Raw genomic sequence first — 24,217 nt, forward strand, 5'->3', positions numbered from 1 at the left:
AAGCGTGGCACCCGCCACTGACAATCGGCGGTGACGGCCGGGGCGGCCTCGTGGGCGGGCGGGGAAAACCCCAGGCGGCGGGCGGGTTCCTCGTCCTAGGCTGCGGGCATGCCGACTCCCGTGTACCCGCCCAAGCCGTCTCCCGGCGACCGGATCGCCGTCGTCTCCCCGTCCAGCGGGCTCCCCGGTCTCTTCCCACTGCCGTACGAGCTCGGGCTCACCCGGCTCCGCGAGGTCTTCGGGCTGGAGCCGGTCGAGTACCCGGCGACCCGGAAGATGGGGTCGACCCCGCGGCAGCGGGCCGACGACATCCACGCGGCGTTCGCCGACCCGGAGATCACGGCGGTGATCGCGAGCATCGGCGGCGACGACCAGATCACCGTTCTGCAGCTGCTCGACCGGGAGCTGATCCGGGCCCATCCGAAGCCGTTCTTCGGCTACAGCGACAACGTCAACCTGCTGGCCTATCTCTGGAACACCGGTGTCGTCGGCTTCCACGGCGGCAGCGTGATGTGCGAGCTGGGCAGGCCCGGCGCGATGGACCCGCTGACCGAGGAGTCGCTGCGGGCCGCGCTGTTCACCTCTGGGGAGTACGAGCTGCGGGCCGCGGAACGCTTCCGTGACGTCGACCGTGACTGGGCGGACCCGGCCACGTTCGAGAGCGCTCCGCTGACCGAGCCGGGCGGCGGCTGGATCTGGCACGGGCCCGAACGCGTGGTGGAGGGCCGCTCCTGGGGCGGCAATCTGGAGATTCTGTCCTGGATGCTGATGGCGGACCGGGAGATCCAGCGCGACCTCGACGCGTACGACGGTTGCGTGCTGCTTCTGGAGACGTCGGAGGAACTGCCCACGGGTGACGAGGTCTTCAGGATCCTGCGGAACATGGGCGAGCGCGGCCTGCTGCGGCGCTTCCCCGCCCTGCTGATGGGCCGCGCCAAGGCCTGGTCGTTCGACAGGCCCCAGGACGCGGCGGCCAAGGCCGCGTACGCGCGCGTACAGCGCGAGGCCGTACAGCGCGCTCTGGCGGCATACGCCCCAGAGACCTTGGCCGTCTTCGACGTCGACTTCGGGCACACCGACCCGCAGCTGGTGATCCCGTACGGCGGCACGGTGCGGGTGGACGGGCCCGCGCGGCGGATCACCGTGCGGTATTGACGGGCCCTCGGTCGGAATCCGCCTGCTTCCTGGCGGCCAGCAGGCTGGTGACCGTCGTGACGATCAGCACCGCGCAGATGACGCCCAGCGAGACCGGGATCGAGATCACCGGGACATGCACCCCGGACTCGTGCAGGGCGTGCAGCACCAGCTTGACGCCGATGAAGCCGAGGATCACCGACAGGCCGTAACTCAGGTGGACCAGCTTCTTGAGCAGGCCGCCGATGAGGAAGTACAGCTGCCGCAGGCCCATCAGGGCGAAGGCGTTGGCGGTGAAGACGATGTACGGGTCCTGGGTGAGGCCGAAGATCGCGGGGATGGAGTCGAGAGCGAAGAGTACGTCGGTGGTGCCGATCGCCAGCATGACGACCAGCATCGGGGTCATCACGCGGCGGCCGTTCTGCTCGATCCACAGCTTGGTGCCGTGGTAGCGGTCGGCCACGCCGAAGCGCTGCTCCGCCGCCTTGAGCAGGCGGTTCTCCTCGTACTCCTCGTCGTTCTCCTCGGCCCTGGCCTCCTGGATGAGCTTCCAGGCGGTCCAGATCAGGAAGGCGCCGAAGAGGTAGAACACCCACGAGAAGTTGGCGATGATCGCCGCTCCGGCGGCGATGAAGATCGCGCGGAGCACCAGGGCTATCAGGACTCCGACCAGCAGGACCCGCTGCTGGTACTGGGCCGGAACCGAGAACTTCGCCATGATCAGTACGAAGACGAAGAGGTTGTCGACGCTCAGCGACTTCTCGGTGATGAACCCGGCGAAGAACTCTCCGGCGGGCTCGCCGCCCCCGAAGAGGAACAGGCCGAGCCCGAACAGGGCCGCCAGGACGATCCAGACGACGGTCCAGATTCCGGCTTCCTTGAGTGACACCTCGTGCGGCTTGCGGCCGATGAAGAAATCGACGGCGATGAGGGCCATCAGGCCCACGATCGTCAGGACCCACAGGGTCAGGGAAACATTCACTGCGCCTCCGGCAGTACGTAACGGCACATCAGTCAGCGGCGTCGCTGCCGGAGGTCTCTTCCACCCGTGTCACCGGGCCGACGCCCCGGAACCCCACGGGTTCGTACTGACGGGAACGTCGCAGCAGGGAGTACTCCCCTCCGCACGGAAAAGAGTACGCGAAAACCCAAAGAAAGGTAAAGCCCTCACCAAAAGAGCTGGTCAGCGGAGCCACGCGCGGCGCGCGGCCATCACCTGCCCGAGTACCTGCCGCAGGACGCCGCTGCCGGGCGGCACGAGCGCGGGCTCATAGGTCCAGGCATGCCCGACCCAGGGGTCGGCCAGATGCTCGTCAGGGACCGGCGTGAGCCGCAGCAGCGAGCGCCACAGCGGATCGAGCACCGGGCCGAACTGTGCGGCGTCCTCGCGGTCCGCGACCATCATCAGGTGGACGCCGACGGCCGGGCCCTCGTCGGCCAGATAGCGCAGCTGGGTCACGGCGCGGTCGTCGAAGCCGTGCGGGAAGTCGTTGACGATCAGCAGTTGCTCCGCGGTGTCCAGGCCGGGCGGCAGCGAGTCCGCCGCTCCTCCGCGGATCGCCATCTGCACCAAGTCGACGCGCTGGGTGAGCCGTGCCAGCACCTCCATCACCCCGGCCGCACCGGCGGCCGGCGGCCCGGCCAGCACGCCCGCGTCCACCAGCGGGGCGAGCGAGGAGGCGGCGGAGCCGGCCGGATCGACCACGTGCACGGTGAACCCGCCGACCGGGTACGCCGCGATCAGCCGCGCGGCGTGCGCCACTGCGGCGTCCATCGCGAGTCGGCGCAGCTCGCCGGAGTCGGCGAACGAGTCGGCCGACTGGGAGCGGCCGCTGTCGATCCACAGACCGCGCTCAAGCGGTAGCCGGACGAGCAGCGGAATCCGCAGCTCGGGGCTCTCGGGCAGCCGGAGGTCGCCGAGCCGCAGGGCCATCGGGACCTCGAACGGGACGCGGTAGGCGTGCCAGGCCGGGTTGTCCCAGGCGGCGTAGGCCGGGGGCAGGGCTGGCTCGATGACATCGGCCTCGGCCTTGAGCTGCGCCAGGTCGCGGTCGAGGACCTGCCTGGCCTGGTCGAGGAGTTGGGTGTGCTTGGCCCGCGCCGTCTCGCGGGCGGTGTCGCCCGTACCGCCGATCCGGCTGCGCGGGTCGGCGAGTGCCTGGTCGACCTCCCGGTCCAGGCGGGAGTCGGCGAAGTCGACGGCGCTGCGGTAGGCCGCGACGCTGCGGGCCAGGTCTTCAAACATGCCCCAGACCTGGTTGTAGAGCCGCTCCTCCATGTCCCAGCCGGTAGCGTCGCCGGCCACCGGCTGGTGGGGCTGGGACGGGGGCGCGGTGGGTGGGGGCTGAGGAGCCGCGGCGGGCGGGGGCTCCGGGGGCGCGGCGGACCGCCGCTTCGGGTGGGTGTAGTCGATGGGGCCGCCGGACGGGGGCGCGGCGGGATGCTGCGGCTGGCCGGGCTGTGGCTGGCCCGCGGGTGAGGGGCGGCCCGGCTGTGGTTCCCCGCCCTGTCCGGCGAGGCCCTGGCCGCCGGGTGCGGACGGCTCGGGCGGCGTGGGGCGGGGTGCCGCCGCGCCGCCGGAGGGCGGCTGCGGCCCGGTGGCCGGGGCGGTACGCCGGGCCCGGTCGCCGTCCGCCGTGCGCGGCGGCGTCGAAACTGAGCGGGCCATCCCGCGGGCCACGGCGTCCAGGATGTGTGCGGCGATCTCGCGTGCCCCCGGCAGCCCTTGGTCGCTGAGCATGTCGGGCAGCCCGCCCGCATACCCCTGGCCGACGGCGCGCACCTTCCAGGCGCCCTGCCGGCGGTACAGCTCAAGGGCGACGACGGCGGACTCGGTGTCCAGGTCGGTGAGGGTGTAGCTGGCGACTTCGGCGCCGTCCAGGCCGGTGACGGCGACGAAGGGCGCGGCCATCGCTCCGAAGCGGTCCGGTCCGCCGACGCCGACGGGCAACGCGAGCAGCACGTTGACGCGGTCCACCGCGGTCGGCAGCGCCTCCAGATCGACGGCGAGCCGGTGGTCGGCCGCCGCCTGCTGGGAGACCTCGAGTCCGGGGAGCTGGGGCGAGCCGGGATGGGCGACCCACTCGGCGCCCCGCACCCGGCCCTGCTCGTCGCTGAGCGTGGCGCCCGCGACAACCGGTCGGCCCGCCGACACGCGGATCTCCAGACGGGTCTGCGGCAGGGCGTGGTTCTGCCCCCTCGCCAGCTCGGCCGTCATCGCCTTCTCCCCCTCGTGGTGTCTTCCCCGGTGCTACTGCGACGCCGTGTCTGAGGGCGCCGTGGTGCGGCGCAGCTCCCGGTCGCACTGCTTCCGGGAGCTGCGTACCAGCGGGCCGCCGCTGGGCGGCGCCGCCCAGTCAGAGGTGCGGCAGGATGGTCGGCATCAGGTCCTGGAAGGTCCGGCCGTTGGCTGGAGTGCCGAGGGCGGTCATCTTCCACGCCCCGCCGGAGCGGTGCACCTTGGCCATGATCTGCGCGGTGTACTGGCCGCCGCCGTCCAGCGTGTACCGGGCCATCTCCTGGCCGTTGGTCTCGTCGACGAGGCGGCAGAAGGCGTTCTGCACCTCCTCGAACGTCTGGCCGGTGAAGGAGTTCACCGTGAAGACGATCTGGTCGATGTGGACCGGTACCCGCTGCAGGTCGACGAGGATCTACTCGTCGTCGCCGCCCTGGCCCGCGCCGCCGACCAGGTTGTCGCCGGTGTGCCGGACCGAGCCGTCGTCGCTGACGAGGTGGCGGAAGAACACCACGTCCACCGGCTGCTTGTCGGCGAAGAGCACGGCCGAGGCGTCAAGGTCGATCTCGCGGGTCCGCTTGCCGAACAGGCCACGCCGCGGAGCCGCCTGCCAGCCGAGGCCCATGCGCACCGCGGTCAGCGTGGCCCCGTCGTTCTTCTCCAGGCTGATGGCCTGACCCTTGGTCATGTTGACCGTCACGCGCTGTCCCCTCTCGAACAATCCCCAACAACCGTCTTTGTGTACGGTTCCCGTCACCCTACGCAGTGCCACGGACCGTGCCGTACCCCAGCCCGCGATTTTGTGTCGTTCTTGCAACACAGCGAGCGGGCGCGGTCAGGCCAGTCCGGCCTCCTTCATCTGCCGCAACTCCTTCTTCATCTCCGATACCTCGTCCCGCAGTCGGGCGGCGATCTCGAACTGCAGATCGGCCGCGGCGGCCCGCATCCGTTCGGTCAGCTCCTCGATCTGCCCCGCGAGCTCCGCCGCCGGGCGGTCGGTGGGGGTCTCCTTCGCGGCCCCGCCCTTGGCGGACTTGGCGGACTTGCCCTGTGCCGCGCCGAGCGCGGGTACCGGGGCCTTGGCGCCCTTGCCGTCCTTGCTCTTGCGGTAGCCGCTGCCCAGCAGCTCCTCGGTGTCGACGTCCTCGCGTGCGATGGTCGCGACGATGTCGTTGATCTTCTTCCGGAGTGGCTGCGGGTCGATGCCCTGCTCCTTGTTGTACGCGACCTGCTTCACCCGGCGCCGGTTGGTCTCGTCGATGGCCTTCTCCATCGCCGGGGTGATCTTGTCCGCGTACATATGGACCTGGCCCGAGACGTTGCGCGCCGCGCGGCCGATGGTCTGGATCAGTGACGTGCCGGAGCGCAGGAAGCCCTCCTTGTCGGCGTCGAGGATGGCGACCAGCGACACCTCGGGCAGGTCGAGGCCCTCGCGCAGGAGGTTGATGCCGACCAGGACGTCGAACTCACCGGCGCGCAGCTCCCGCAGCAGCTCGACCCGGCGCAGGGTGTCGACGTCGCTGTGCAGGTACCGGACCTGGATGCCCAGCTCCAGGAAGTAGTCGGTGAGGTCTTCGGCCATCTTCTTGGTGAGCGTGGTGACCAGCACCCGCTCGTCCTTCTCGGTGCGCTTGCGGATCTCGTGCACCAGGTCGTCGATCTGGCCGTCGGTGGGCTTGACGACGACCTCGGGGTCGACCAGGCCCGTGGGCCGGATGATCTGCTCGACCTGGCCGTCGCCGCGGGAGAGTTCGTACGCGCCGGGGGTGGCCGACAGATAGACCGTCTGCCCGATCCGCTCCTGGAACTCCTCCCACTTCAGCGGGCGGTTGTCGAGTGCGGACGGCAGCCGGAAGCCGTGGTCGACCAGCGTCCGCTTACGGGAGGCGTCGCCCTCGTACATGGCGCCGATCTGCGGCACGGTGACATGGGACTCGTCGAGGACGAGCAGGAAGTCCTCGGGGAAGTAGTCCAGGAGGGTGTGCGGCGGGGATCCCGGCTCGCGGCCGTCGAAGTGCATCGAGTAGTTCTCGACACCGGAGCAGGAGCCGATCTGGCGGAGCATCTCGAGGTCGTATGTGGTGCGCATGCGCAGCCGCTGGGCCTCCAGCGTCTTGCCCTGTTTCTCCAGTTCGGCGAGGCGCTGTTCGAGCTCCTGCTCGATGCCGGTCGCGGCCTTCTCCAGGCGCTCGGGACCGGCCACATAGTGCGAGGCCGGGAAGACGTACAGATGCTGGTCGTCGCTGATGACCTCGCCGGTGAGCGGGTGCAGCGTGGACAGCGCCTCGATCTCGTCGCCGAACATCTCGATGCGGACCGCGAGCTCCTCGTACACCGGGAAGATCTCGATGGTGTCGCCGCGCACCCGGAAGGTGCCGCGGGTGAAGGCCAGGTCGTTGCGCGTGTACTGGATGTCGACGAAGCGGCGCAGCAGCTGGTCGCGGTCGATCTCGTCGCCGACCTTGAGCCGCACCATGCGGTCCACGTACTCCTGCGGGGTGCCCAGGCCGTAGATGCAGGAGACCGAGGCGACCACGACGACGTCGCGGCGGGTCAGCAGGGAGTTCGTCGCGGAGTGGCGCAGCCGCTCCACCTCCTCGTTGATCGAGGAGTCCTTCTCGATGTACGTGTCCGACTGCGGGACGTACGCCTCGGGCTGGTAGTAGTCGTAGTACGAGACGAAGTACTCGACGGCGTTGTTCGGCAGGAGTTCGCGGAACTCGTTGGCCAGCTGGGCCGCGAGGGTCTTGTTGGGCGCCATCACGAGGGTGGGGCGCTGCAGCTTCTCGATCATCCACGCGGTGGTGGCGGACTTTCCGGTGCCGGTCGCGCCGAGCAGGACGACGTCCTTCTCACCCGCGCGGATGCGCCGCTCCAGCTCGGCGATGGCCGCTGGCTGGTCGCCGCTCGGCTGGTACGGGCTGACGACCTCGAAAGGCGCCACGGTGCGTTCGATCTGGGATACGGGCCGCATGGAACCCACCGTACGACTCCCCACTGACAACCGGTGTCCCGGTCGCCCCGCGCGGCAGGCTCGCGGGGCGGTCCGAGGGGCGGGTCACCAGTCCTGACGCCATCCGGGCACCCGCTGCGGGGTGCGCGTCTGGTCGCGTCCGGCGCGCCCGGCGGCGTGCTCCCAGTCCGTCCTGCCCATCACCATCATCGGGTCGAACATCACGATCACTCCGGCCAGGAGCAGGAAACCGAGCGGGCCGATCATCATGGGCGCGAGCAGCTCGGTCGGTGAGTGTCCGGGCTCGAAGCCGCCCGTCCCGTGCAGGTGGACGCTGAGCGCCGCCATGCCCGTGTAGTGCATGCCGCTCACCGCGAGCCCCATGACGAGGCTGGCGCCCAGGCTCCACACGAAACCCCGGACCTGGACGGTCGCCCACAGGGCCGCGGTGGCGGCCACCATGGCGATCACCACGGACGCGGCGACGGTGAGCGTGTCGTACTCGAGCGAGCCGCGCAGGCGCATCGCGGCCATGCCCAGGTAGTGCATCGAGGCGACCCCGAGCCCGGTGATGGTGCCGCCGGTGAACAGCGCCATCACGGTCGCGCCCCGGTAGCCGACGATGAAGATCCCGATCCCGACCATGACGATCGCGACTCCCAGGCTCGCGAAGGTGATGGGGACGTCGTAGTGGATCGGGGTCTCCTTGACCGTGAAGCCCATCATGGCCACGAAGTGCATGGTCCAGATGCCGGAGCCGATCGCGGCGGAGCCGAGGGCGAGCCATCCGGGCCGCCAGGAGGTCGAGACGATGATCGCCCTGGCGGTGCAGCGCAGACCGAGTGCGCCGCCCAGGCACGCCATGAGGTACGCCACCACTGGCGTCACCAGCCCATAGCTGAATCCGTCGACCGTACCCTGCATGCGCGGCAGCCCTTCCGCCTGTTGTGCCCGGAGTGTCCCGTGCACCCTGGATGAGAGCTCCCCGGAGAACGTACGAGCGATTTGCGGCACAGACTATTACGCCCCTGGACCAGACCTTCGGGCTGGGGCGTCCCGTTCAATCTGCGGCCATGTTTCTCCCGCGTCGTGTTGGCCCGCGACTGTCACTCTCCATCAGTACGCGAGCACACAACGCGAGGAGTCCAGGTGTACGTACGCCCTGCCGCAGCAACTTCCGCAGCGCTTCTGGGAGTCGGCGCGCTCGTCTTCCCCGCCTCCCACGCTCAGGCCGGCACCGCGGCGACCGACAGGCCGCTGATCGTGGCGCACCGCGGGGCGTCCGCGTACGCGCCCGAGAACACCGTCGAATCCCTCGACAGGGCAGCCGAGATGGGCTTCCGCTGGGCCGAGACCGATGTGCAGCGCACCAAGGACGGCGAGCTCGTCATGATGCACGACGCGACGCTGGCCCGGACCACGAACGTGGAGGACGTCTTCCCCGGCCGCGCTCCCTGGAGGGTCGCGGACTTCACCTCCGCCGAGATCGCCAGGCTGGACGCGGGCAGCTGGTTCGACGTGAAGTTCGCGGGCGCGCGCGTGCCGACGCTTGAGCAGTACGTGAACCGCGTCCACCACAACCGCCAGAAACTCGTCCTGGAGATCAAGCGGCCGCGGCTCTACCCCGGTATCGAGAAGGACGTCGTCGACGTACTGCGCGAGACCGGCTGGCTCGCCCCGCACCACGTCAGGAGCAGGCTGGTCGTGCAGAGTTTCAGCGCGGACAGCGTGAAGAAAGTGCGCGCTCAGCGACCCGACGTCAAGACCGGCTTTCTGGGCACCCCGGCGGTGGCCGAACTGCCCGGCTACGCGGAGTTCGCGGACCAGATCAACTCCCGGCACACCACGATCTCCGCCGACTACGTCGCCGCGGTCCAGGCGCTGCGGGGCCCCCGCGGAAAGCCGCTGGAGGTACTCGCCTGGACCGTGGACGACGCCGCGGACGCACGGCGGGCGGCGGGCTTCGGGGTGGACGGCATCATCACCAACAGGCCCGACGTCGTGCGGGCGGCCCTGGACGAATGACCCGGCCGGGGCCGGTCCGTCCACGATCGCTCCGGGATGTCAGTGCCCGGTCGTACGGTGGTCCCTGTGAACACCGACACGCAGGACACCGACACGCAGGACACCGGCGCGCAAGGCATCGGCGCGCGGGGCGCGCAGTGGACCGTCGTCGGCAGCGACATCGGTCCGCTGCTGCTGGCCGCGACCGCCGACGGCCTGGTCCATGTCGTCTTCCACGCCGACGGACCGGTGCGCGACGCGGCCTTGGGCAGGCTCGCGGCGACGCTGGGCCGCGAGCCCGTCGAGGCGCCCGGCTCCGCCCGGCTGGCGGAGCCCATACGTCAGGTCGCGGCGTACTTCGCGGGTGAGCTGCGGGACTTCACACTCGACCTGGACTGGACCCTGATCTCCGGCTTCAACCGCCAGGTCCTGCGCGAGCTGGCCAGCGGTGTGCCCTACGGCGCGGTGGTCGGCTACGGCGACCTGGCCGCGCGGGTGGGCCAGCCGGGCGCGGCACAGGCGGTCGGCGCGGCGATGGGCGCCAACCCGCTGCCGGTCGTGGTGCCGTGCCACCGGGTCGTGGAGAGCGACGGCGGACTCGGCGGCTTCGGCGGCGGTCTGGAGACGAAGCGGCGGCTGCTCGCACTGGAGGGAGTGCTGCCCCAGCCGCTGTTCTGAGAGCGGGACTCCCGTCCGGGCGTCAGAGGCTGATGTGGTACGCCTTGCGCAGCGTCTCGTGCACGGTCCACGTCGTACGGTCGCCTTCGCGCAGCACCGCGGCGACGCCGGGGCCCAGTTCGAGCGTGTCCCCGCCCTCGACCTCCACTGTGGCGCGCCCGCTCACGACGACGAACAGCTCGTTGGCCTCCGTGTCGGTCACCACGCCCGGCGTGATCTGCCAGATGCCGCGCAGCTGCCGGCCGTCCGCCGACTCCCACAGCACCTTCCCGGTGACCTCCGGTTCGCCGGAGACGATCTGGTCCGGCGTGAGCGGCTCCGGCTCGAGGGCGACATCGGGGATGCGCACCGCGAAGGAGGGCATGGCGGCAGAGGTGGTGGAGGCGGGGGCGGAAGCCCCGGCCGAAGCTTGATCGGTTGTCATGGCCGCTCACCCTAATCGACCGGCAGCTCGGTGGTGACACGTGACCCCGTACCGCCAGGGGGGTTTCGCGACGGGCCGAGACCGCCAGGGATGACAGGGACGAGCGAGTGCGGTGACGACGGGAGGCGCGCGCATGATGCTGGTGTCCGATGAGGTGCGGGACGCGGTCGAGCGGCGGCGGCCCGTCGTGGCGCTGGAGTCGACGATCATCGCGCACGGTCTGCCACGCCCCCGCAACCTCCAGGCAGCGCTGGAGCTGGCGGAGCTCGTCCGTGCGCACGGTGCCGTACCGGCGACGATCGCCGTGCTGGACGGCCAGGCCAGGGTCGGGCTCGACAAGCGGCAGCTGGAGCGGGTCGCGGGCGAGGACGGGCTGCGCAAGCTGGGCCACCGCGACCTGGCGCTCGCGCTGGCGACCGGCGCGAGCGGGGCGACGACCGTGTCGGCCACGGCGTTCCTCGCGGCCCGCGCGGGCATCCGGGTGTTCGCGACCGGCGGTCTGGGCGGGGTGCACCGGGAGTGGACCACGACGCAGGACGAGTCGGCGGACCTGGGCCTACTGGCCCGTACCAAAGTGGCGGTGGTGTGCGCGGGCGTCAAGTCGATCCTGGACGTCCCGGCGACGCTGCAGCGTCTGGAGACGCTGGGCGTGGCGGTCGCCGGGTACGGCACGGACCGGTTTCCGGGCTTCTACCTCGCCGACTCGGGGCAACCGGTGGACTGGACGCTGCGCTCGCCCGCCGAGGTCGCGGCGGTGCTGCGGGCCCAGGACGCGCTCGGCGGTCCGCCGTCCGCGCTCGTCGTCGCCAACCCCGTCCCCGTGTCCGAGCAGCTCGATCCCGCGCTCCACTCGCGCGTACTGGACGCCGCGCTGCACGCGTGCGCGGAGCGCGGCGTCACGGGGCAGGGCGTCACACCGTTCCTGCTCGACTATCTGGTGCGGCACACCGAGGGGGCGGCGCTGCACGCGAATCTGGCGGCCGTGCGCGGTAACGTGCGGCTGGCGGCGCGGATCGCGGCAGCGTGGTCGGCGGCCGTACGGTCGGCCGCGTGAACGCGCGGGCGGGCGGCGCGCTGCTGGTCGTCGGCGACGTGGTCACCGATGTGGTGGCGCGCCACCGCACGCCGCTGGCGCCCGGCACCGACACGGCCGCGGACATCCGCGCCCTGCCCGGCGGCGCGGGCGCCAACGCCGCCTGCTGGGCCGCGTACACGGGCTGCTCCGAGGTACGGCTGCTGGCGCGGGTCGGCGCTGACTCCGCGGCGTGGCACGAGCGGGCGCTGGCCGACGCGGGGGTGCGTGCGCGCCTCGTCGTCGATCCACAGGCGTCGACCGGCACCGTGATCTGCCTGGTGGACGCCGACGCGGAGCGTACGTTCCTGACCGACAGCGGCGCCGTGCTGCGGCTGTCGCCCGACGACTGGTCGCCCGCGCTGCTCGACGGTGTGGGGCGGCTGCATCTGTCGGGCTACCTCTTCTTCGCCGAGCCGAGCCGGTCGCTGGCCCGGCTGGCGCTCTCGACGGCACGCGCGCGTGGCGTGCCGGTGAGCGTCGACCCGGCGTCGGCGGGGTTCCTCGCCGATCTGGGCGTGGCGCCGTTCCTGGCGGTGGCCGCCGGCGCGGACGTGCTGCTTCCCAACCGCGACGAGGCGGCCGTGCTCACCGGTCTCACGGATCCCTCGGAGGCCGCCGCCAAGCTGAGCGGGCAGTTCCCCCTCGTGGTGGCCAAGCAGGGCGCGGCGGGCGCCCTGGTCGCACGCGCGGGCGGGGCGCCGCGACACATCCCGCCGAGGCCCGCGCGTGCCTTGGACACCACGGGCGCGGGTGACGCCTTCACCGGCGCTTTCCTGGCCGCGCTGCTCGCGGGCACGACGGATACGGCGGCCGCGGCCGAGGGCTGCCGGGCGGGCGCTCAGGCGGTCGCCCGCGTCGGCGCACGCCCGCCAAGGATGCCCGCGCCTGCCGACGCGCCGCCGTCCGCCGACACGCCACCGTCAACCGTCTGAGCGCGCCTCGGGGCCCCGGCCCCAGGCCGAGACCACCGGTGCCGGGGAGAGGTCCAGCGCACCGCTGGCCACATGCTCCAGATGCAGGTCGATGTCGGCGTCCGTGGCGAGCCCGGAGGCCACCAGACGCCCGCGCACCCGGTTCATCCGGGCGGTCTCCAGCGCGGCGCACGCGTCCGCGCCCAGCGGGAAGTACACGTCGGCCTCGACCCGCGTCAGGCCCGCGCCGCGAAGCAGCCGCGGCAGCTTGCGGCCGTACGACACGTCGGCGCCGTCCTCGTCGAGCAGCGCGCGGCGGCCCTCGCCCAGCCGGTTGGCCAGCCGCTGGGCGGAGCCGTACTCGTCGGGGCAGTTCAGCGGCTGCAGGGTCGCGTCGGTCTCCTCTACGAGGAGCCGCCCGCCCGGCCGCAGTGCCCTGACCATCGACCGCAGGGCGGACTCCCGCTCAGCGGCGTCGGCCAGCACGAACCGGGCGTGCACCAGGTCGAAGCCCTCGCCCGGCGCCGCCTCGGCGCCCACGTCGTGCCTGAGCACCTCGACCGGCGGCCGTGCGGCCGACTCGACCCACGCGGTGTCGACGTCGGTGGCCAGGACGCGTCCGGTCGGGCCCACCCGCTTGGCCAGCCAGGCGAGTACGGAGACACCGCCCGCGCCGACTTCCCAGCAGCGCCAGCCGGGTCCGACCCCGAGCCGTTCGAGATGCCGGAAGGTCGTCGTGTCGAAGAGGTCCGGGAGCGCGTCACCGCGCTGCCCGGCCTCGGACTGCCGAGGGTCCAGGAGATGCCCGTCGATTCGCGTCATGCCGCGATCATCCCAGTTGCCCGGATTATTCCCTGGGATTAGGGATGCGGGTTCCCCAGGGGGATCAAGCGCGCGGGATACGGCTCGCGGCCATTCCTTCTCGCGGTCATGTCTCTTCCGTTGGGCGCGCGGCACACGCGCCCAACGGACACACCCCGCCGCCGCGCCGTGCGCGGGGCCGGGCCAGCTCCTCCTCGCGCGGCCGGGTCAGCTCCTCGCGTAGACCCGCTCGACCCAGCCCGCGAGCTGTTCGTCGGTCAGGTGCTGGGCCAGGTCGGCCTCGCTGATCATCCCGACCAGCCGCTTGTTCTCGATCACCGGAAGGCGGCGGATCTGGTGACCCTTCATCTCCTGGAGCACCTCGCCGACGTCGGCGTCGGCGTCGATCCAGCGCGGGGTGCCCGCGGCCATGTCGCCGCAGGTGACGTGGGCGGGGTCATGCCCCATCGCCACACATCCGACAACGATGTCACGGTCGGTGAGGATGCCGCAGAGCCGCTCGTTCTCGTCGCTGATCGGCAGGGCGCCGACATTCAGGTCGCGCATCAGCTGGGCGGCCCGGTCCAGCGTCTCGTGCGCCGGAATCCACTGGGCGCCACGGTGCATGATTTCTCCGGCAGTGGTCATGGAGTACCTCCTGATGGCCGGACGGCCGGCGCGGCGCGGACGGCGCCGCTGGGACCGGCGTGCCCATTCTCGTCGCACCCTCCTCAGCGCGCACCCGCGCGCCCCGCGGGCCCCGCGCACTCGCCGTTCCACGCGGGGTGGCGCGGGTCGTCGGCGCGCACGACCACGTCCGCCGTCCCGGCCGGGTCGACCTCGTCCTCGTACCGCTCGAAGGCCGGCAGCGTCCAGCGCTCGGCCTCCTCGGTACGCCGCCGCAACGCCCCCGACGTGAGCCGCAGATGCACCGTCAGGTCGAACGGGAACCAGCGCCCCAGGAGCAGCGGGCCGTGCAGCACCAGCACGCCGGACGGCGGCAGTTCGGCGTACGGGGTCCGGGTCGCGCGGTCGGTCGCCGGGTCCCAGAGGTCGGTGAGCACCCGGCCCGTGCCACCGGGCTCCAGCGGGTCGAAGACCTCCCGCCACAGGGCGCCGGTGTCGAACCAGCCGTCGTAGTACGTCTCGGGGTCCCGGTGGCCGTACTCGAACCGCAGCGAGGCGGGGCGCAGGAATCCCTGAGCGGCGACCGCGAGCGCGGGCCGCCCGCGTATCCGCAGCGCGTCGGCCAGCCGCCCGGCGAGTGCTCCGGTACCCGCGGCCGGGGCGCCGTCGACGGCCACCCGGATCCAGGGGCCCGTGTCGTCGGGCCCGAGGCCGAGCAGCCGGTCGGCGAGCGCGTCGGTGAGCCGTTCCCAGGTGATCGGTTCCAGTCGCACGGCCCCCATGATGCCTGGCGAGACGCGCGCGTATGCGCGTGCGCGGCGGAACCATGGTCATCGGACGGCTGGCGGCGTTGACTGGTCGGCACCCGACCGGAAAACGGAGCTTGCCATGATCGACGGACCGTACTTCGCGCTCACTCTGCTGGCGGCGCTCGGCAGCGGGCTGATCGCCGGGGTCTTCTTCGGTTATTCGACGTCCGTGATGAGGGCGCTCGGCGCGTTGCCCGCCCCGCAGGGGATAGCGGCGATGCAGAAGATCAACGTCGTGATCCTCAACCCGGTGTTCCTGTGCGCGCTGATGGGCACGGCGGCGCTGTGCGTCGTCGTGGCCGTGATCACCTTGGTGGTGTGGCCGGACCGGGGCGCGGTCGAGGTGCTGCTCGGCAGCGCGCTGTACGTGTTCGGCTCCCTGGGCGTGACGATCGCGGCGAACATCCCTCGTAACACCGCGCTGGCGGAACTCGACCCTCAGGCGCCCGAAAGCGCCGAGCCCTGGCGGCGGTTCGTCGCCGAGTGGACGGCGTGGAACCACGTACGCGGCGGTGCGGCGCTGGCCGCGTGCGCCGCGTTCGTCCTCGCGCTGGCGGCGTGAGCCCTCACGCGCGCGTGCGTTCACCTCAGCGCCTGCCTCAGTACCTGCCTCAGTACCTTGCCTCAGTGCCTTGCCTCACCAACTCCTCACCAGCCGTACTGGACTCCTGACGTTTCGCACGTCAGTGTGGTCCTTTCGTGAACGCAGGGGACGCTGACGCGGGAGGGGCGCGAGCGGCATGGGGAGAAAGTGGCTGGCGGGGATCGCCTGGGTGCTGGCGCCACTCACGCTGGCGGCCGTGGGGATGTTCGGCGCGCGGCTGGTCTTCGCGTCCGACTCGTCGGACGCGAACGCCGCGGCGCCCGCCGCTGTGCCGACGGCGGGCGCACCGTCCACGAAGGCGGCCGCGGCGCCGGTTCACCCGCGTGACCAGGAGTCGGCGCGGCCAGCGGGCTCTTCGGACCCCGAGAACGCGCCCGACCCCGCCGAGTCCCCCACCGGGAAGCCGACGGGAAAGCCGGCCGGCGAGCCGACCTCGACGGCTCCCCCGGCTCGCGCGCTCTACCTCGGCGACTCGATCGCCACGGAGAACCAGGACGTACTCGCGGACCTGCTCGACGAGTCCGGCAGCGCGAAGCTCCTCAAGGCGCCGCACTCCGGGACGACCCTGTGCGACTATCTGGAGGGCGACTACGACAGTCTGTTCATACCGGACGACCGCAAGGCCGCGGCCCTGGTGCGCGCCAAGCGACCCCAGGTCGTGGTGCTCCAGTTCTGGGGCAACTCCTGGGGTTTCACGCCCTGTATGCGGGGCATCGTGCACGACGCGGACCCGGCTACATACTTCGCCCGGTACACGGCCGACGCCCGCGAACTGACCGAGCAGATCACCGAGGCGGCCCGTACCGCGGGCATTCCGCGCCCGAAGCTCGTCTGGGTGCTCCAGGGCCCCGACGCCGTGGCCCCCGACCGGGTCCGTCGCGTCAACGAGATCTACCGGGCACAGGCCAGGGCCGCCGGTGACCTGGTCGCGGACGCGGGCGCTCGGGTCAGCCGCCCCGGTGACCGCTACACGTACGTGCAGAACCTGCCGTGCAACGCCTACGAGCGCGCCAACCCCGCGTACTGCACCGGAGGGACGACGGCCCAGCTGCACCGCACCGACGATCCGCTGCACTTCTGCCTGGCCCCGACCAAGGAGGGCGCCCCACCGTGCACGGTGCGCTCGCCCGGCGTCCTGCGCTTCACCCAGGCGATCACGGCGACCGTCGACGACTACGTACGCGACTCACGGCAGCGGCGCCCCTGACGCGCACCGGTCAGGACAACAGGAAGTCCGCCTGCCCGGCCTTCGCGCCCTGGATGAACGCGTACAGCTCGCCAGAGGTGTAGATCAGCGCCGGTCCGTCGGGGTCCGCCGACTGCCGTACCGCGACCCGGCCGTCGGCCAGTTTCATGGCCTCCACGCAGTTGCCGCCGTTGCCGCCGCTCCACGGCTTGTGCCAGCCCTCGCTGCCGAGCTCACGGGCGGGCATGCCGTTGTAGATCCGGTCGGATATGTGATCCATTCACAGCTCCTTGCGGAGACTCCGGAGAATCTCCTTTGTGCGGTGTGCCGTTGCGGCCCGCGTCGCCATCCGGTCCATGACCTCCAGATAGGTCACGACCTCGGCGCGGCGGTCGAGATAGACGGCGCCGGTCAGGTACTCGGTGTAGACCATGTCCGGCAGTTCGGGGACCGAGAAGCGGAACAGGACGAACGGGCCGTAGGTGCCCGGATGGTGCCCCTCGGTGAACTCCGCGACCTGCAACGTGACATGGGGCAGCTCGGCGGCCTCGAGCAGCCGGTCGACCTGGGCCCGCATCACGCCGGGCCCGCCGACGGTCCTGCGCAGCACGGTCTCGTCCATGACGACCCACAGCCGGGGGGCGTTGTCGCGGCTGAGCAGCTCCTGGCGCCGCATGCGCAGGGCCACATGCCGCTCGATGTCCTCGGGAGAGGTCTGCCCGAGCGCGCCCGCGTGCATCACGGCGCGCGCGTAGTCCTCGGTTTGCAGCAGTCCGGGCACGAAATGGGGTTCGTACGACCTGAGGAGAGTGGCGGCGCCCTCCAGGCTGACGTACATGCTGAACCAGCTGGGGAGGATGTCGTGGTACCGCTGCCACCAGCCGGGCTGGTTGGCCTCCTCGGCCAGGTCCACGAAGGACGCGGCCTCGCCGTCGGCGACGCCGTACGCCTGGAGCAGCAGCTGGAGATACGGGATCTTGAGGCTGACTTCGGCGGTCTCCATACGGCGGACGGTGGCGGGCGCGACGCGCAGCACGCGCGCGGCCTCCTCGCGTTTGAGCCCCGCGTTCTCGCGGAGCTCCTGCAAGCGCTTTCCAAGGACGACCTGACCGACGGTGGGAGCGGACCGCGGTTCGCTCACTACTGCCTCCTGTACCGCGCTGTGGCCGGTGGCCTCTGTTCGCCAGGCAGTCTGCCATGGGTCGGCAAAATGAGAACACTGCACTCTGCACTTTTCAAAGTGACGCTTGCCAAGTGTCCGCGGCGGGGCGATAGTGGCATACGTGAACCAGTCCGCCGCGTTAGGAATCGGTCGTGGTGCTCGGTAACGCCCCCCTCACACGGCACCCGACGGGTGCCGTGACCCGCGATCGCCGTTGCCGTTTCGAGCTGGCCGCGCGCCCCGACTCCGTACCCCTGGCCAGACGCCTGACCCGGAATCAGCTGGCGGGCTGGTCGATCGCCGACGAGACGTGCGACGCGGCGGCCCTGGTCATGTCGGAGCTGGTCACCAACGCCGTGGTGCACACCGCGAGTCGGCTGGTCGTGTGCGAGCTGTGGGACGACGCCGCGCACACCGTGCGCGTGGTCGTGCGCGACGAGGGACCCGGAGCCGGCGTCCCGGCGCCGCACCCGGTCCGGGACGGTCACGAGGACCACGGTCGCGGACTGCTCCTGGTCGACGCGGTCAGCAGCGCCTGGGGCACGGCCGACGCCGGTCCGGGCCTCGGACTCGTGGTGTGGGCCGAACTGCCGCGCGAGGCCGGACCGTCGTGCGCGTGCTGACCGTGGAGACGCTGACCGGACTCAACCGCCGCCTGGGCGATGTGTCGCTGCTGCTGCCGGCCGGCATGACGACCCCGCTCGGCTGTGACGCGGTGGGGGTGCCCGACGCGCTCGGCCCGCGGCTGCGTCAGCTGCTGCCGCGGATGGGGTGCGTGTACACGGACGGCGCGCGGTGGTGGTGGGTCGTGCCGTCCGGCTCCGAGCTCGCGCTCGACTGGCCGCCGCCCGCGCGGTACAAGGCCGGCGGCCTGGTTCCGGCGGCCGCCGGCGCGCTGCGGCCGGTCCACCAGGCCACGGGCGCGGTGCCGTACACGCCGCCGATCCCGCTCTATCTCGCGCTCTGCCGGATCACCGAGACCGTGCCCGCGTGGATGCGGTCCGCCGTGACCCGCCCCCGGCCGGTGCACGGGTAGACCTGCCCGCGCCCCTGTTCTTGCCCTCCGGCCCTGCCTTGGTTTCTGTTTTGACCGCTCGGAGGATCACGAACTTCGGGTTGCCCGCGACGACTTCGCAGGCCCCGAAGAGGCGGCGCAGCTTCAGGTGGTAGCCGAGGTGGCGGTTGCCGACGACCCACAGTTCGCCGTCGGGGCGCAGCGCCGCGCGGGCCCCGGTGAACATGCGCCACGCGGTGGCGTCGGTGGTGGCCTGATGGCTGTGGAACGGCGGGTTGTTCAGGACGAGGTCCACCGTGCCGGGCGGCATGTCGGCCAGCCCGTCCCCGACGACGAACCGCGCCTTGGCGTCCGGCACGGCGTTGGCCCGGAAGGTGGCCTCCGCCGAAGCCACCGCCTGGTAGGACTCGTCGACGAAGGTGACGTCGGCCTGCGGGTTGGCCAGCGCGGCCGCCGTGCCGACGACGCCGTTGCCGCAGCCCAGGTCCACGACGTGTTCCGGGCCGCGGTGCGCGGGCAGGTGCTGGAGCAGGAAGCGGGTGCCGATGTCGAGCCGGTCGGCGCAGAAGGTACCGGCGTGGTTGGTGACGGCGCGTCCCGAGACCGGGCCGATGCCGTCGGGCAGGGTGTAGGTGTGCGGCCACGGGTTGGCCGTCCGCGCGTCGCGGGCGGCGGACGGCGACGGCTCGGGCGTGCAGAAGATCAGCCGGGCCTTCTTCACCGCGAGTGACGTCCTGGTCGGGCCGATGATCCGCTCGAACAGCCGTAGCGTCGAGGTGTGGATCTCCTTGACCATCCCGGTGCCGATGACGACGGTGCCCTCGTGCACGGCGGGGGCCAGGCGGTACAGCTGGTCCTCCAGGAGGGCCAGGCTCTTGGGCACCCGGACCAGCAGGACGTCGACGCGCTCGGGGGGTGTGTCCCTGGTCGTGAGCAGGCGTACGGCGTCCGGGGCGACGCCGTTGCGGGCGAGGTTGGCCTCGGTGGCCCGCCGGGTGAGGAACGAGTCGGTGATCTGCGTGGGCCGGTGGTCGGCGAGCGCGGTGACCAGGGCACCCCAGCGGTCGCCCACGACGACCACGGCACCGGAGAGCTCCGGCGCCGGGCGGTCGGTCCCGCCGCCGGTCCCGTCGTCCGGCCGCTCGAGGTGCCGGAGCAGGTACTCGTCGGCGGCGTCCCAGGCGCGCAGCGGGTCGCGGGGGTCTTCGGGGAAGCGGGTGAGTTCGTACTCGCCCCGCGACGTCGGGAAACGGTTCATCGTGCCCCAGGCTAACGGAGCCGCCGGGCCCGGAACGCCCGGCTCCGCCGCAGGGACCGGCGTGAATGTCAGTGGCGCACCGTAGTGTTCTGGTCAGTGGGACACGGAACGCACCGGGCGTCGTGTCCGTCCTGGGGAGGGGTGTGCCATGTCTCGGACGAAGACGTATCTGGAGCTGTCGCAAGAGGACGGCGGAGCGCACAAGTTCTATGAGGTGACGGTGGAGGGAACGGCCGTCTCGATCCGGTACGGCCGGATCGGCGCGCAGGGCCAGCTGACGACCTCGACCTTCCCGACGGCGCAGAAGGCACAGGCAGCGGCGGCGAAGAAGGTCGCCGAGAAGGTCCGCAAAGGGTACGCCCCGGCCGTCCAGGGCCAGCGCGCGGCACGCCCGGTGACCCGCCGTCAGGTCAGCTCGGCGCCCTCGACCGCCCGTGCGATGGCCCCGGTGCTGTGGCGGTTCCGCACCGGCTCGTCGGCGTTCGGCATTCACATCGACGAGGACCGCTGCTGGGTGGGCAACCAGTGGGGCGATGTGTACACGCTCAGTCACGGCGGTGAGGTGCTGGCCCGTTACTCGCTGCCGGACGGCGTCAAGTGCCTGGTGGCGGACGACTTCTGGATCTACGCGGGGTGCGACGACGGGAAGGTGTACGACCTCTCCTCCAAACTGCCGTTCGCGGCGTACGACATCGCGACGGACGTCGACATCTTCTGGCTGGACATCCGCGAGGGCGTGCTGAACGTCGCCGACCGCGACGGCGGCCTGACGGTCATCGACCACGAGGACGAGTACCAGTGGTCGCGGAAGTCCTCGGGGCAGCACGCGTGGATGGTGCGGGCCGACGAGGACGCCGTCTACCACGGCCACCGCGGCGGTGTGACGGCCTACTCCCCGGACGGCGGCGGCGAGTTGTGGCACACGCCGACGCAGGGCGCGGTGCTGTTCGGCTGGCAGGAGGACACGTCGGTGTACGCGGGCACGGCCCACCGCGCGGTACAGCGGCTGTCGAAGGCGACGGGCGCGGTCGAGGCGACGTACGCCTGTGACTCGGTGGTGTACTCCTGTGCGACCGCGCCCGGCGGCCGCTATGTCTTCGCGGGCGACAACACCTCGTCGGTCTACTGCTTCGACGCGCACGGCACCCGGCTGTGGAAGCTGGGCATCGAGGGCGGCTCGGCGCTGTCGATGCAGTACCGGGACGAGAAGCTGTACATGGTCACCACGGACGGCTCCCTGGTCTGTGTGGACGCCAGCGACGCGGGGATCCGTTCGGCCCAGCAGGGTTCCGTGCCGGTGCCCGTGGACGTCAAGCTGGCCGCCGCCCTGCCCACGTACACGCCGGTGACGGCGGTGACGGCGGTGGAGACCGTCTCGGTGGCTCAGGCCGGGCAGGTGGTCGTCGAGTGCGTCCAGGAAGACGGCCGGCTGCGGGTGCACGTCGTGTCGGGCGGCTACGACCCGTCCTGGAACGTGCAGTTCCCCCGCGGGATACGTGAGCCGGGCGCGCGGTACGTGGTGGAGTCGCTGCACCCGGCGGCGGGCGGGTTCTACCGGGTGCGCGGGGAGATCCGGCGTCTGGTCTGACCGGCGGCTCAGGCGGCGGTCTTCCGGCGGGGTGCGGCGAGCCGGTTGAGGAGGAGGCCCGCCGCTCCGGCCGTGAAGTACATCAGGATGGCGTAGACCGCGCTGGGCACGGCGATCTCGGTGCTGTCGAGCAGAGAGGGGCTGAGGGCGACGGTGAGGGCGAGCGAGGTGTTGTGCATGCCGATCTCCATACAGACGGCGACGGCCTGGGGGTGTCCCGCCTTCGACAGCCGGGCGGCGGTGTATCCGGTGGCCAGCGAGATCACGCTGAACAGCACCGCCACCGGGCCGACGCTGGCGAGATAGTCACCGATGTTGTCGCGCTCGGCCAGCAGGGCGGCCAGGATGATCCCGGCCAGGATCACCAGGCACAGCAGCTTCACGGGGCGTTCGGCCCGTGCCGCGAAGTCCGGCCGTCTGGCCCGGATGGTCATCCCGGCGGCCACCGGGATCAGCACGATCGCGAAGACCTGCGCGGTCTTGGTGAACTGCAGCCCGAGCTGACCGCCGTCGCCCGCGTCGAAGTACGCCACCGACACGTTGACCACGATCGGCAGGGTGACGACGGCGAGCACCGAGTTGATAGCGGTGAGTGTGATGTTGAGCGCGACGTCGCCGCCGAAGAGATGGCTGTAGACATTGGCCATGGTGCCGCCGGGCGAGGCGGCGAGCAGCATCATCCCGACGGCGGGCGCGCCCGCCAGGCCGAAGGCCAGCACCAGCCCGAAGCAGACGGCGGGCAGCAGGACCAGCTGACAGCCGAGTGCGACGGCCACGGTGCGCGGGTGGTCGGTCATCCGGCGGAAGTCGCCGACCGTCAGGCTCAGTCCGAGCCCGAGCATGATGACGGCGAGCACGGCGGGCGCCAGCGCGGTGACGAGGGGGGAGTCCACGGGCACAGGGTCGTGGCCCGGAGCCGAGGAGTCCACAGGCGTGCGGAGACGAGAAGGCGCCCGGTGCGCGGGTCGTGCTGACCCGCGGACCGGGCGCCCTCGTCGAGCGAACGCCGGGGAGACGGTCGGCTAGAGGGTCTTGCCCCCGCGGCCGTCGGCGTCTTCGGCACCGCCGTTGCCGCCGTTGCCGGCGTCGATCGCGGCGGCCACCTTCTCGGTGAGTTCCTGTGTCTGCACCCTGCGTTGATGGGCCAGGTAGATCGCGCGTTCTCGGCGGAACTCCTTGATCGTCGCGTAGCACATGGCCAGCATGACGAAGCTGAAGGGGAACGCGATGAGAATCGCCATGGTCTGGAGGGCGGTGAGCGAGTCGGAACCGCCCGCGATGATCAGCGCCGCCGCCACGGCGCCTTCGGCGACGGCCCAGAAGACCCGGCTCCACTTCGGCGGGTTGGGGTCACCGCCGCTGGCCAGCATGTCGACCACATAGGAACCGGAGTCGGACGAGGTGACGAAGAAGAGCACGATCAGCAGGATCGCCACACCCGCGACGAACGCGCCGCCGGGCAGGGTGTCGAGCAGCTGGAACAGCGCGCTGTTGGTGTCGACGCTGAAGGCCTCCGCCTCGTCGCCCCAGCTCAGGATGCCGCCGCTGGAGAACATCTCGCGGTACAGACCGGCGCCGCCGAAGACGGCGAACCAGAAGAACGTGAGCAGGGTCGGGACGAGCAGTACGCCGAGCACGAACTCACGGACGGTGCGGCCACGGGAGATACGCGCGATGAAGATGCCGACGAAGGGCGCCCAGGAAATCCACCAGCCCCAGTAGAAGGTGGTCCAGCCGCTCTGCCAGGCCTCGCCGGCCTCGCCCTGCATGGCGCCGGTGTCGAAGGACAGCTGGACGACGTTCTGCAGATACGCGCCGATGGACGTGACGAACTCATTGAGCAGGAACAGCGTCGGCCCGGCGATGAGCACGAAGATCATCAGCGAGCCCGCGAGCCCCATGTTCAGGTTCGACAGCCACTTGATGCCCTTCTTCACGCCGGTGACCACGGAAATGGTGGCCACCAGGGTGATCAGGGCGATCAGCACCACCTGCGTGGTGGTGCCCGGATCGTCGATCCAGTCGAGGAAGTCGAGCCCGGCGGAGATCTGCATCACGCCGAGGCCGAGCGAGGTGGCGACGCCGAAGAGCGTGCCGACGATCGCGATCACGTCGATCGCGTCGCCGAGACCGCCCTTGACCCGGTCGCCGAGGATCGGCTCGAGTGCCCAGCGGATGGAGACCGGGCGGCCCTTGCGGTGCACGGCGTAGGCGACGGCCAGACCGACCACGACGTAGATGGCCCAGGGGTGGAAGCCCCAGTGCATAAACGTCTGGACCAGAGACTGCTGGGCCTGTTCGGCGGCCTGGCTGACGCTCTCCTGGTCCGGTGCGTCGCCGACTCCCGGACGCGGTGAGGCGAAGTGGGTCAGCGGCTCCGCCACGCCCCAGAAGACCAGGCCGATGCCCATGCCCGCGGCGAACAGCATCGCCAGCCAGGAGCCCAGGCTGAACTCGGCCTTGTCCTCGTTCTTTCCGAGCTTGATATCGCCGAAGTGCCCGATGCCGACCCAGAGCGAGAACACCACGAAGAGGGCGACGATCGCTGTGTAGTACCAGCCGACGCTGCCGACGATCTCGGTGTTGATGTCACCGATCACGTCCTTCGCGTTGCCGGGAAAGATCGTGGCGTACAGCACGAAGGCCAGAATGATCGCCGCGGCGGGCAGGAACACCCGCGGGGCGATGGACGGCGCGTCCGGCTTCCTGCCCGTTTGCTCATCACTCGGTGGACTTGCCACCTGATCCCCAGT

General features: G+C 71.3%; 23 protein-coding genes and 1 pseudogene. 10 read left to right on the forward strand and 14 right to left on the reverse strand.

Annotated elements, in window-relative coordinates:
- The first annotated feature begins 108 nt into the window (after nt 1-108).
- Nucleotides 109-1,155, forward strand: coding sequence for a S66 family peptidase (locus ACX6XY_RS20855; protein WP_460332755.1), 1,047 nt, complete (start codon nt 109-111; stop codon nt 1,153-1,155).
- Here the strand turns inward: ACX6XY_RS20855 and ACX6XY_RS20860 are convergent.
- From ACX6XY_RS20860 to ACX6XY_RS20880, 5 genes and pseudogenes are all read right to left on the reverse strand, one after another.
- Entirely contained in the window at nt 1,139-2,116 is a 978-nt protein-coding gene (locus ACX6XY_RS20860; protein ID WP_460332757.1) for a TerC/Alx family metal homeostasis membrane protein, read from the reverse strand. The two genes, ACX6XY_RS20855 and ACX6XY_RS20860, sit on opposite strands and share 17 nt — an antisense overlap.
- Before the next feature lie 201 nt (nt 2,117-2,317).
- Entirely contained in the window at nt 2,318-4,351 is a 2,034-nt protein-coding gene (locus tag ACX6XY_RS20865; RefSeq protein WP_460332759.1) for a TerD family protein, read from the reverse strand.
- A 139-nt stretch (nt 4,352-4,490) separates the two neighbouring features.
- Nucleotides 4,491-5,069, reverse strand: a pseudogene (locus ACX6XY_RS20870) (TerD family protein).
- A gap of 135 nt (nt 5,070-5,204) precedes the next feature.
- Complete coding sequence (gene uvrB / locus ACX6XY_RS20875; RefSeq protein ID WP_460332761.1) at nt 5,205-7,343, reverse strand: excinuclease ABC subunit UvrB; 2,139 nt, start codon at nt 7,341-7,343, stop codon at nt 5,205-5,207.
- Nucleotides 7,344-7,427: 84 nt separating this feature from the next.
- Nucleotides 7,428-8,246: an MHYT domain-containing protein gene (locus tag ACX6XY_RS20880; protein ID WP_460332763.1), complete on the reverse strand. Its 819-nt coding sequence runs from the start codon at nt 8,244-8,246 to the stop codon at nt 7,428-7,430.
- A gap of 225 nt (nt 8,247-8,471) precedes the next feature.
- On the opposite strand from ACX6XY_RS20880, the gene ACX6XY_RS20885 reads away from it, so the two are divergent.
- Nucleotides 8,472-9,347 carry a glycerophosphodiester phosphodiesterase gene (locus tag ACX6XY_RS20885; RefSeq protein WP_460332765.1) on the forward strand — a complete coding sequence of 292 codons (876 nt, stop codon included), beginning with the start codon at nt 8,472-8,474 and terminating at the stop codon, nt 9,345-9,347.
- Between the two features lie 66 nt (nt 9,348-9,413).
- Nucleotides 9,414-10,004, forward strand: coding sequence for a methylated-DNA--[protein]-cysteine S-methyltransferase (locus ACX6XY_RS20890; RefSeq protein ID WP_460332767.1), 591 nt, complete (start codon nt 9,414-9,416; stop codon nt 10,002-10,004).
- Between the two features lie 22 nt (nt 10,005-10,026).
- On the opposite strand, the gene ACX6XY_RS20895 is transcribed toward ACX6XY_RS20890, so the two are convergent.
- Nucleotides 10,027-10,428 (reverse strand): cupin domain-containing protein, encoded by a 402-nt coding sequence (locus ACX6XY_RS20895; RefSeq protein ID WP_460332769.1) that lies wholly within the window; start codon nt 10,426-10,428, stop codon nt 10,027-10,029.
- A gap of 133 nt (nt 10,429-10,561) precedes the next feature.
- Between ACX6XY_RS20895 and ACX6XY_RS20900 the strand changes: the two genes are divergently transcribed.
- A complete protein-coding gene (locus tag ACX6XY_RS20900) occupies nt 10,562-11,482 on the forward strand; it encodes a pseudouridine-5'-phosphate glycosidase (protein WP_460332836.1) in 921 nt (306 codons plus the stop codon).
- Nucleotides 11,479-12,435: a carbohydrate kinase family protein gene (locus ACX6XY_RS20905; protein WP_460332771.1), complete on the forward strand. Its 957-nt coding sequence runs from the start codon at nt 11,479-11,481 to the stop codon at nt 12,433-12,435. Before ACX6XY_RS20900 ends, ACX6XY_RS20905 begins: the two co-directional genes overlap by 4 nt.
- On the opposite strand, the gene ACX6XY_RS20910 is transcribed toward ACX6XY_RS20905, so the two are convergent.
- From ACX6XY_RS20910 to ACX6XY_RS20920, 3 genes are all read right to left on the reverse strand, one after another.
- Nucleotides 12,424-13,371 carry a methyltransferase domain-containing protein gene (locus ACX6XY_RS20910; RefSeq protein ID WP_460332773.1) on the reverse strand — a complete coding sequence of 316 codons (948 nt, stop codon included), beginning with the start codon at nt 13,369-13,371 and terminating at the stop codon, nt 12,424-12,426. The two genes, ACX6XY_RS20905 and ACX6XY_RS20910, sit on opposite strands and share 12 nt — an antisense overlap.
- A gap of 72 nt (nt 13,372-13,443) precedes the next feature.
- On the reverse strand, nt 13,444-13,863 hold the full coding sequence (locus tag ACX6XY_RS20915; protein ID WP_460332775.1) for a CBS domain-containing protein: 420 nt from the start codon (nt 13,861-13,863) through the stop codon (nt 13,444-13,446).
- 83 nt (nt 13,864-13,946) lie between these two features.
- Nucleotides 13,947-14,615: a nucleoside/nucleotide kinase family protein gene (locus ACX6XY_RS20920; protein ID WP_460332777.1), complete on the reverse strand. Its 669-nt coding sequence runs from the start codon at nt 14,613-14,615 to the stop codon at nt 13,947-13,949.
- 115 nt (nt 14,616-14,730) lie between these two features.
- Between ACX6XY_RS20920 and ACX6XY_RS20925 the strand changes: the two genes are divergently transcribed.
- The gene (locus tag ACX6XY_RS20925; RefSeq protein ID WP_460332778.1) at nt 14,731-15,213 is read left to right on the forward strand and encodes an anthrone oxygenase family protein; all 483 of its coding nucleotides are present in this window, start codon (nt 14,731-14,733) and stop codon (nt 15,211-15,213) included.
- Nucleotides 15,214-15,391: 178 nt separating this feature from the next.
- Nucleotides 15,392-16,462, forward strand: a complete 1,071-nt coding sequence (locus ACX6XY_RS20930; RefSeq protein WP_460332780.1) for an SGNH/GDSL hydrolase family protein — start codon at nt 15,392-15,394, stop codon at nt 16,460-16,462.
- 10 nt (nt 16,463-16,472) lie between these two features.
- On the opposite strand, the gene ACX6XY_RS20935 is transcribed toward ACX6XY_RS20930, so the two are convergent.
- Nucleotides 16,473-16,721, reverse strand: a complete 249-nt coding sequence (locus ACX6XY_RS20935; protein ID WP_460332782.1) for a DUF397 domain-containing protein — start codon at nt 16,719-16,721, stop codon at nt 16,473-16,475.
- Nucleotides 16,722-17,582, reverse strand: coding sequence for a helix-turn-helix domain-containing protein (locus tag ACX6XY_RS20940; RefSeq protein WP_460332784.1), 861 nt, complete (start codon nt 17,580-17,582; stop codon nt 16,722-16,724).
- Nucleotides 17,583-17,800: 218 nt separating this feature from the next.
- Between ACX6XY_RS20940 and ACX6XY_RS20945 the strand changes: the two genes are divergently transcribed.
- Together ACX6XY_RS20945 and ACX6XY_RS20950 are read left to right on the forward strand one after the other, a co-directional pair.
- The gene (locus tag ACX6XY_RS20945) at nt 17,801-18,226 is read left to right on the forward strand and encodes an ATP-binding protein (protein ID WP_460332786.1); all 426 of its coding nucleotides are present in this window, start codon (nt 17,801-17,803) and stop codon (nt 18,224-18,226) included.
- On the forward strand, nt 18,220-18,639 hold the full coding sequence (locus ACX6XY_RS20950; protein ID WP_460332788.1) for a hypothetical protein: 420 nt from the start codon (nt 18,220-18,222) through the stop codon (nt 18,637-18,639). Before ACX6XY_RS20945 ends, ACX6XY_RS20950 begins: the two co-directional genes overlap by 7 nt.
- On the opposite strand, the gene ACX6XY_RS20955 is transcribed toward ACX6XY_RS20950, so the two are convergent.
- A complete protein-coding gene (locus tag ACX6XY_RS20955; protein WP_460332790.1) occupies nt 18,575-19,876 on the reverse strand; it encodes a methyltransferase in 1,302 nt (433 codons plus the stop codon). The two genes, ACX6XY_RS20950 and ACX6XY_RS20955, sit on opposite strands and share 65 nt — an antisense overlap.
- A 148-nt stretch (nt 19,877-20,024) precedes the next feature.
- Between ACX6XY_RS20955 and ACX6XY_RS20960 the strand changes: the two genes are divergently transcribed.
- On the forward strand, nt 20,025-21,464 hold the full coding sequence (locus tag ACX6XY_RS20960) for a WGR domain-containing protein (protein WP_460332792.1): 1,440 nt from the start codon (nt 20,025-20,027) through the stop codon (nt 21,462-21,464).
- A gap of 8 nt (nt 21,465-21,472) precedes the next feature.
- On the opposite strand, the gene ACX6XY_RS20965 is transcribed toward ACX6XY_RS20960, so the two are convergent.
- Both ACX6XY_RS20965 and ACX6XY_RS20970 read right to left on the reverse strand, forming a co-directional pair.
- Nucleotides 21,473-22,357, reverse strand: coding sequence for a bile acid:sodium symporter family protein (locus ACX6XY_RS20965; protein WP_460332794.1), 885 nt, complete (start codon nt 22,355-22,357; stop codon nt 21,473-21,475).
- Nucleotides 22,358-22,486: 129 nt separating this feature from the next.
- Nucleotides 22,487-24,205 (reverse strand): BCCT family transporter, encoded by a 1,719-nt coding sequence (locus ACX6XY_RS20970; protein WP_460332796.1) that lies wholly within the window; start codon nt 24,203-24,205, stop codon nt 22,487-22,489.
- Between the last annotated feature and the right edge of the window lie 12 nt (nt 24,206-24,217).

This window comes from Streptomyces sp. O3, assembly GCF_054788135.1.

What these genes read in the sequence shown, in the direction of transcription:
- ACX6XY_RS20855 (WP_460332755.1), top strand. Translation starts at nt 109, where the DNA reads ATGCCGACTCCCGTGTACCCGCCCAAGCCGTCTCCCGGCGACCGGATC.
- ACX6XY_RS20865 (WP_460332759.1), bottom strand. Translation starts at nt 4,351, where the DNA reads ATGACGGCCGAGCTGGCGAGGGGGCAGAACCACGCCCTGCCGCAGACC.
- uvrB (WP_460332761.1), bottom strand. Translation starts at nt 7,343, where the DNA reads ATGCGGCCCGTATCCCAGATCGAACGCACCGTGGCGCCTTTCGAGGTC.
- ACX6XY_RS20880 (WP_460332763.1), bottom strand. Translation starts at nt 8,246, where the DNA reads ATGCAGGGTACGGTCGACGGATTCAGCTATGGGCTGGTGACGCCAGTG.
- ACX6XY_RS20895 (WP_460332769.1), bottom strand. Translation starts at nt 10,428, where the DNA reads ATGACAACCGATCAAGCTTCGGCCGGGGCTTCCGCCCCCGCCTCCACC.
- ACX6XY_RS20900 (WP_460332836.1), top strand. Translation starts at nt 10,562, where the DNA reads ATGATGCTGGTGTCCGATGAGGTGCGGGACGCGGTCGAGCGGCGGCGG.
- ACX6XY_RS20915 (WP_460332775.1), bottom strand. Translation starts at nt 13,863, where the DNA reads ATGACCACTGCCGGAGAAATCATGCACCGTGGCGCCCAGTGGATTCCG.
- ACX6XY_RS20925 (WP_460332778.1), top strand. Translation starts at nt 14,731, where the DNA reads ATGATCGACGGACCGTACTTCGCGCTCACTCTGCTGGCGGCGCTCGGC.
- ACX6XY_RS20930 (WP_460332780.1), top strand. Translation starts at nt 15,392, where the DNA reads ATGGGGAGAAAGTGGCTGGCGGGGATCGCCTGGGTGCTGGCGCCACTC.
- ACX6XY_RS20935 (WP_460332782.1), bottom strand. Translation starts at nt 16,721, where the DNA reads ATGGATCACATATCCGACCGGATCTACAACGGCATGCCCGCCCGTGAG.
- ACX6XY_RS20955 (WP_460332790.1), bottom strand. Translation starts at nt 19,876, where the DNA reads ATGAACCGTTTCCCGACGTCGCGGGGCGAGTACGAACTCACCCGCTTC.
- ACX6XY_RS20960 (WP_460332792.1), top strand. Translation starts at nt 20,025, where the DNA reads ATGTCTCGGACGAAGACGTATCTGGAGCTGTCGCAAGAGGACGGCGGA.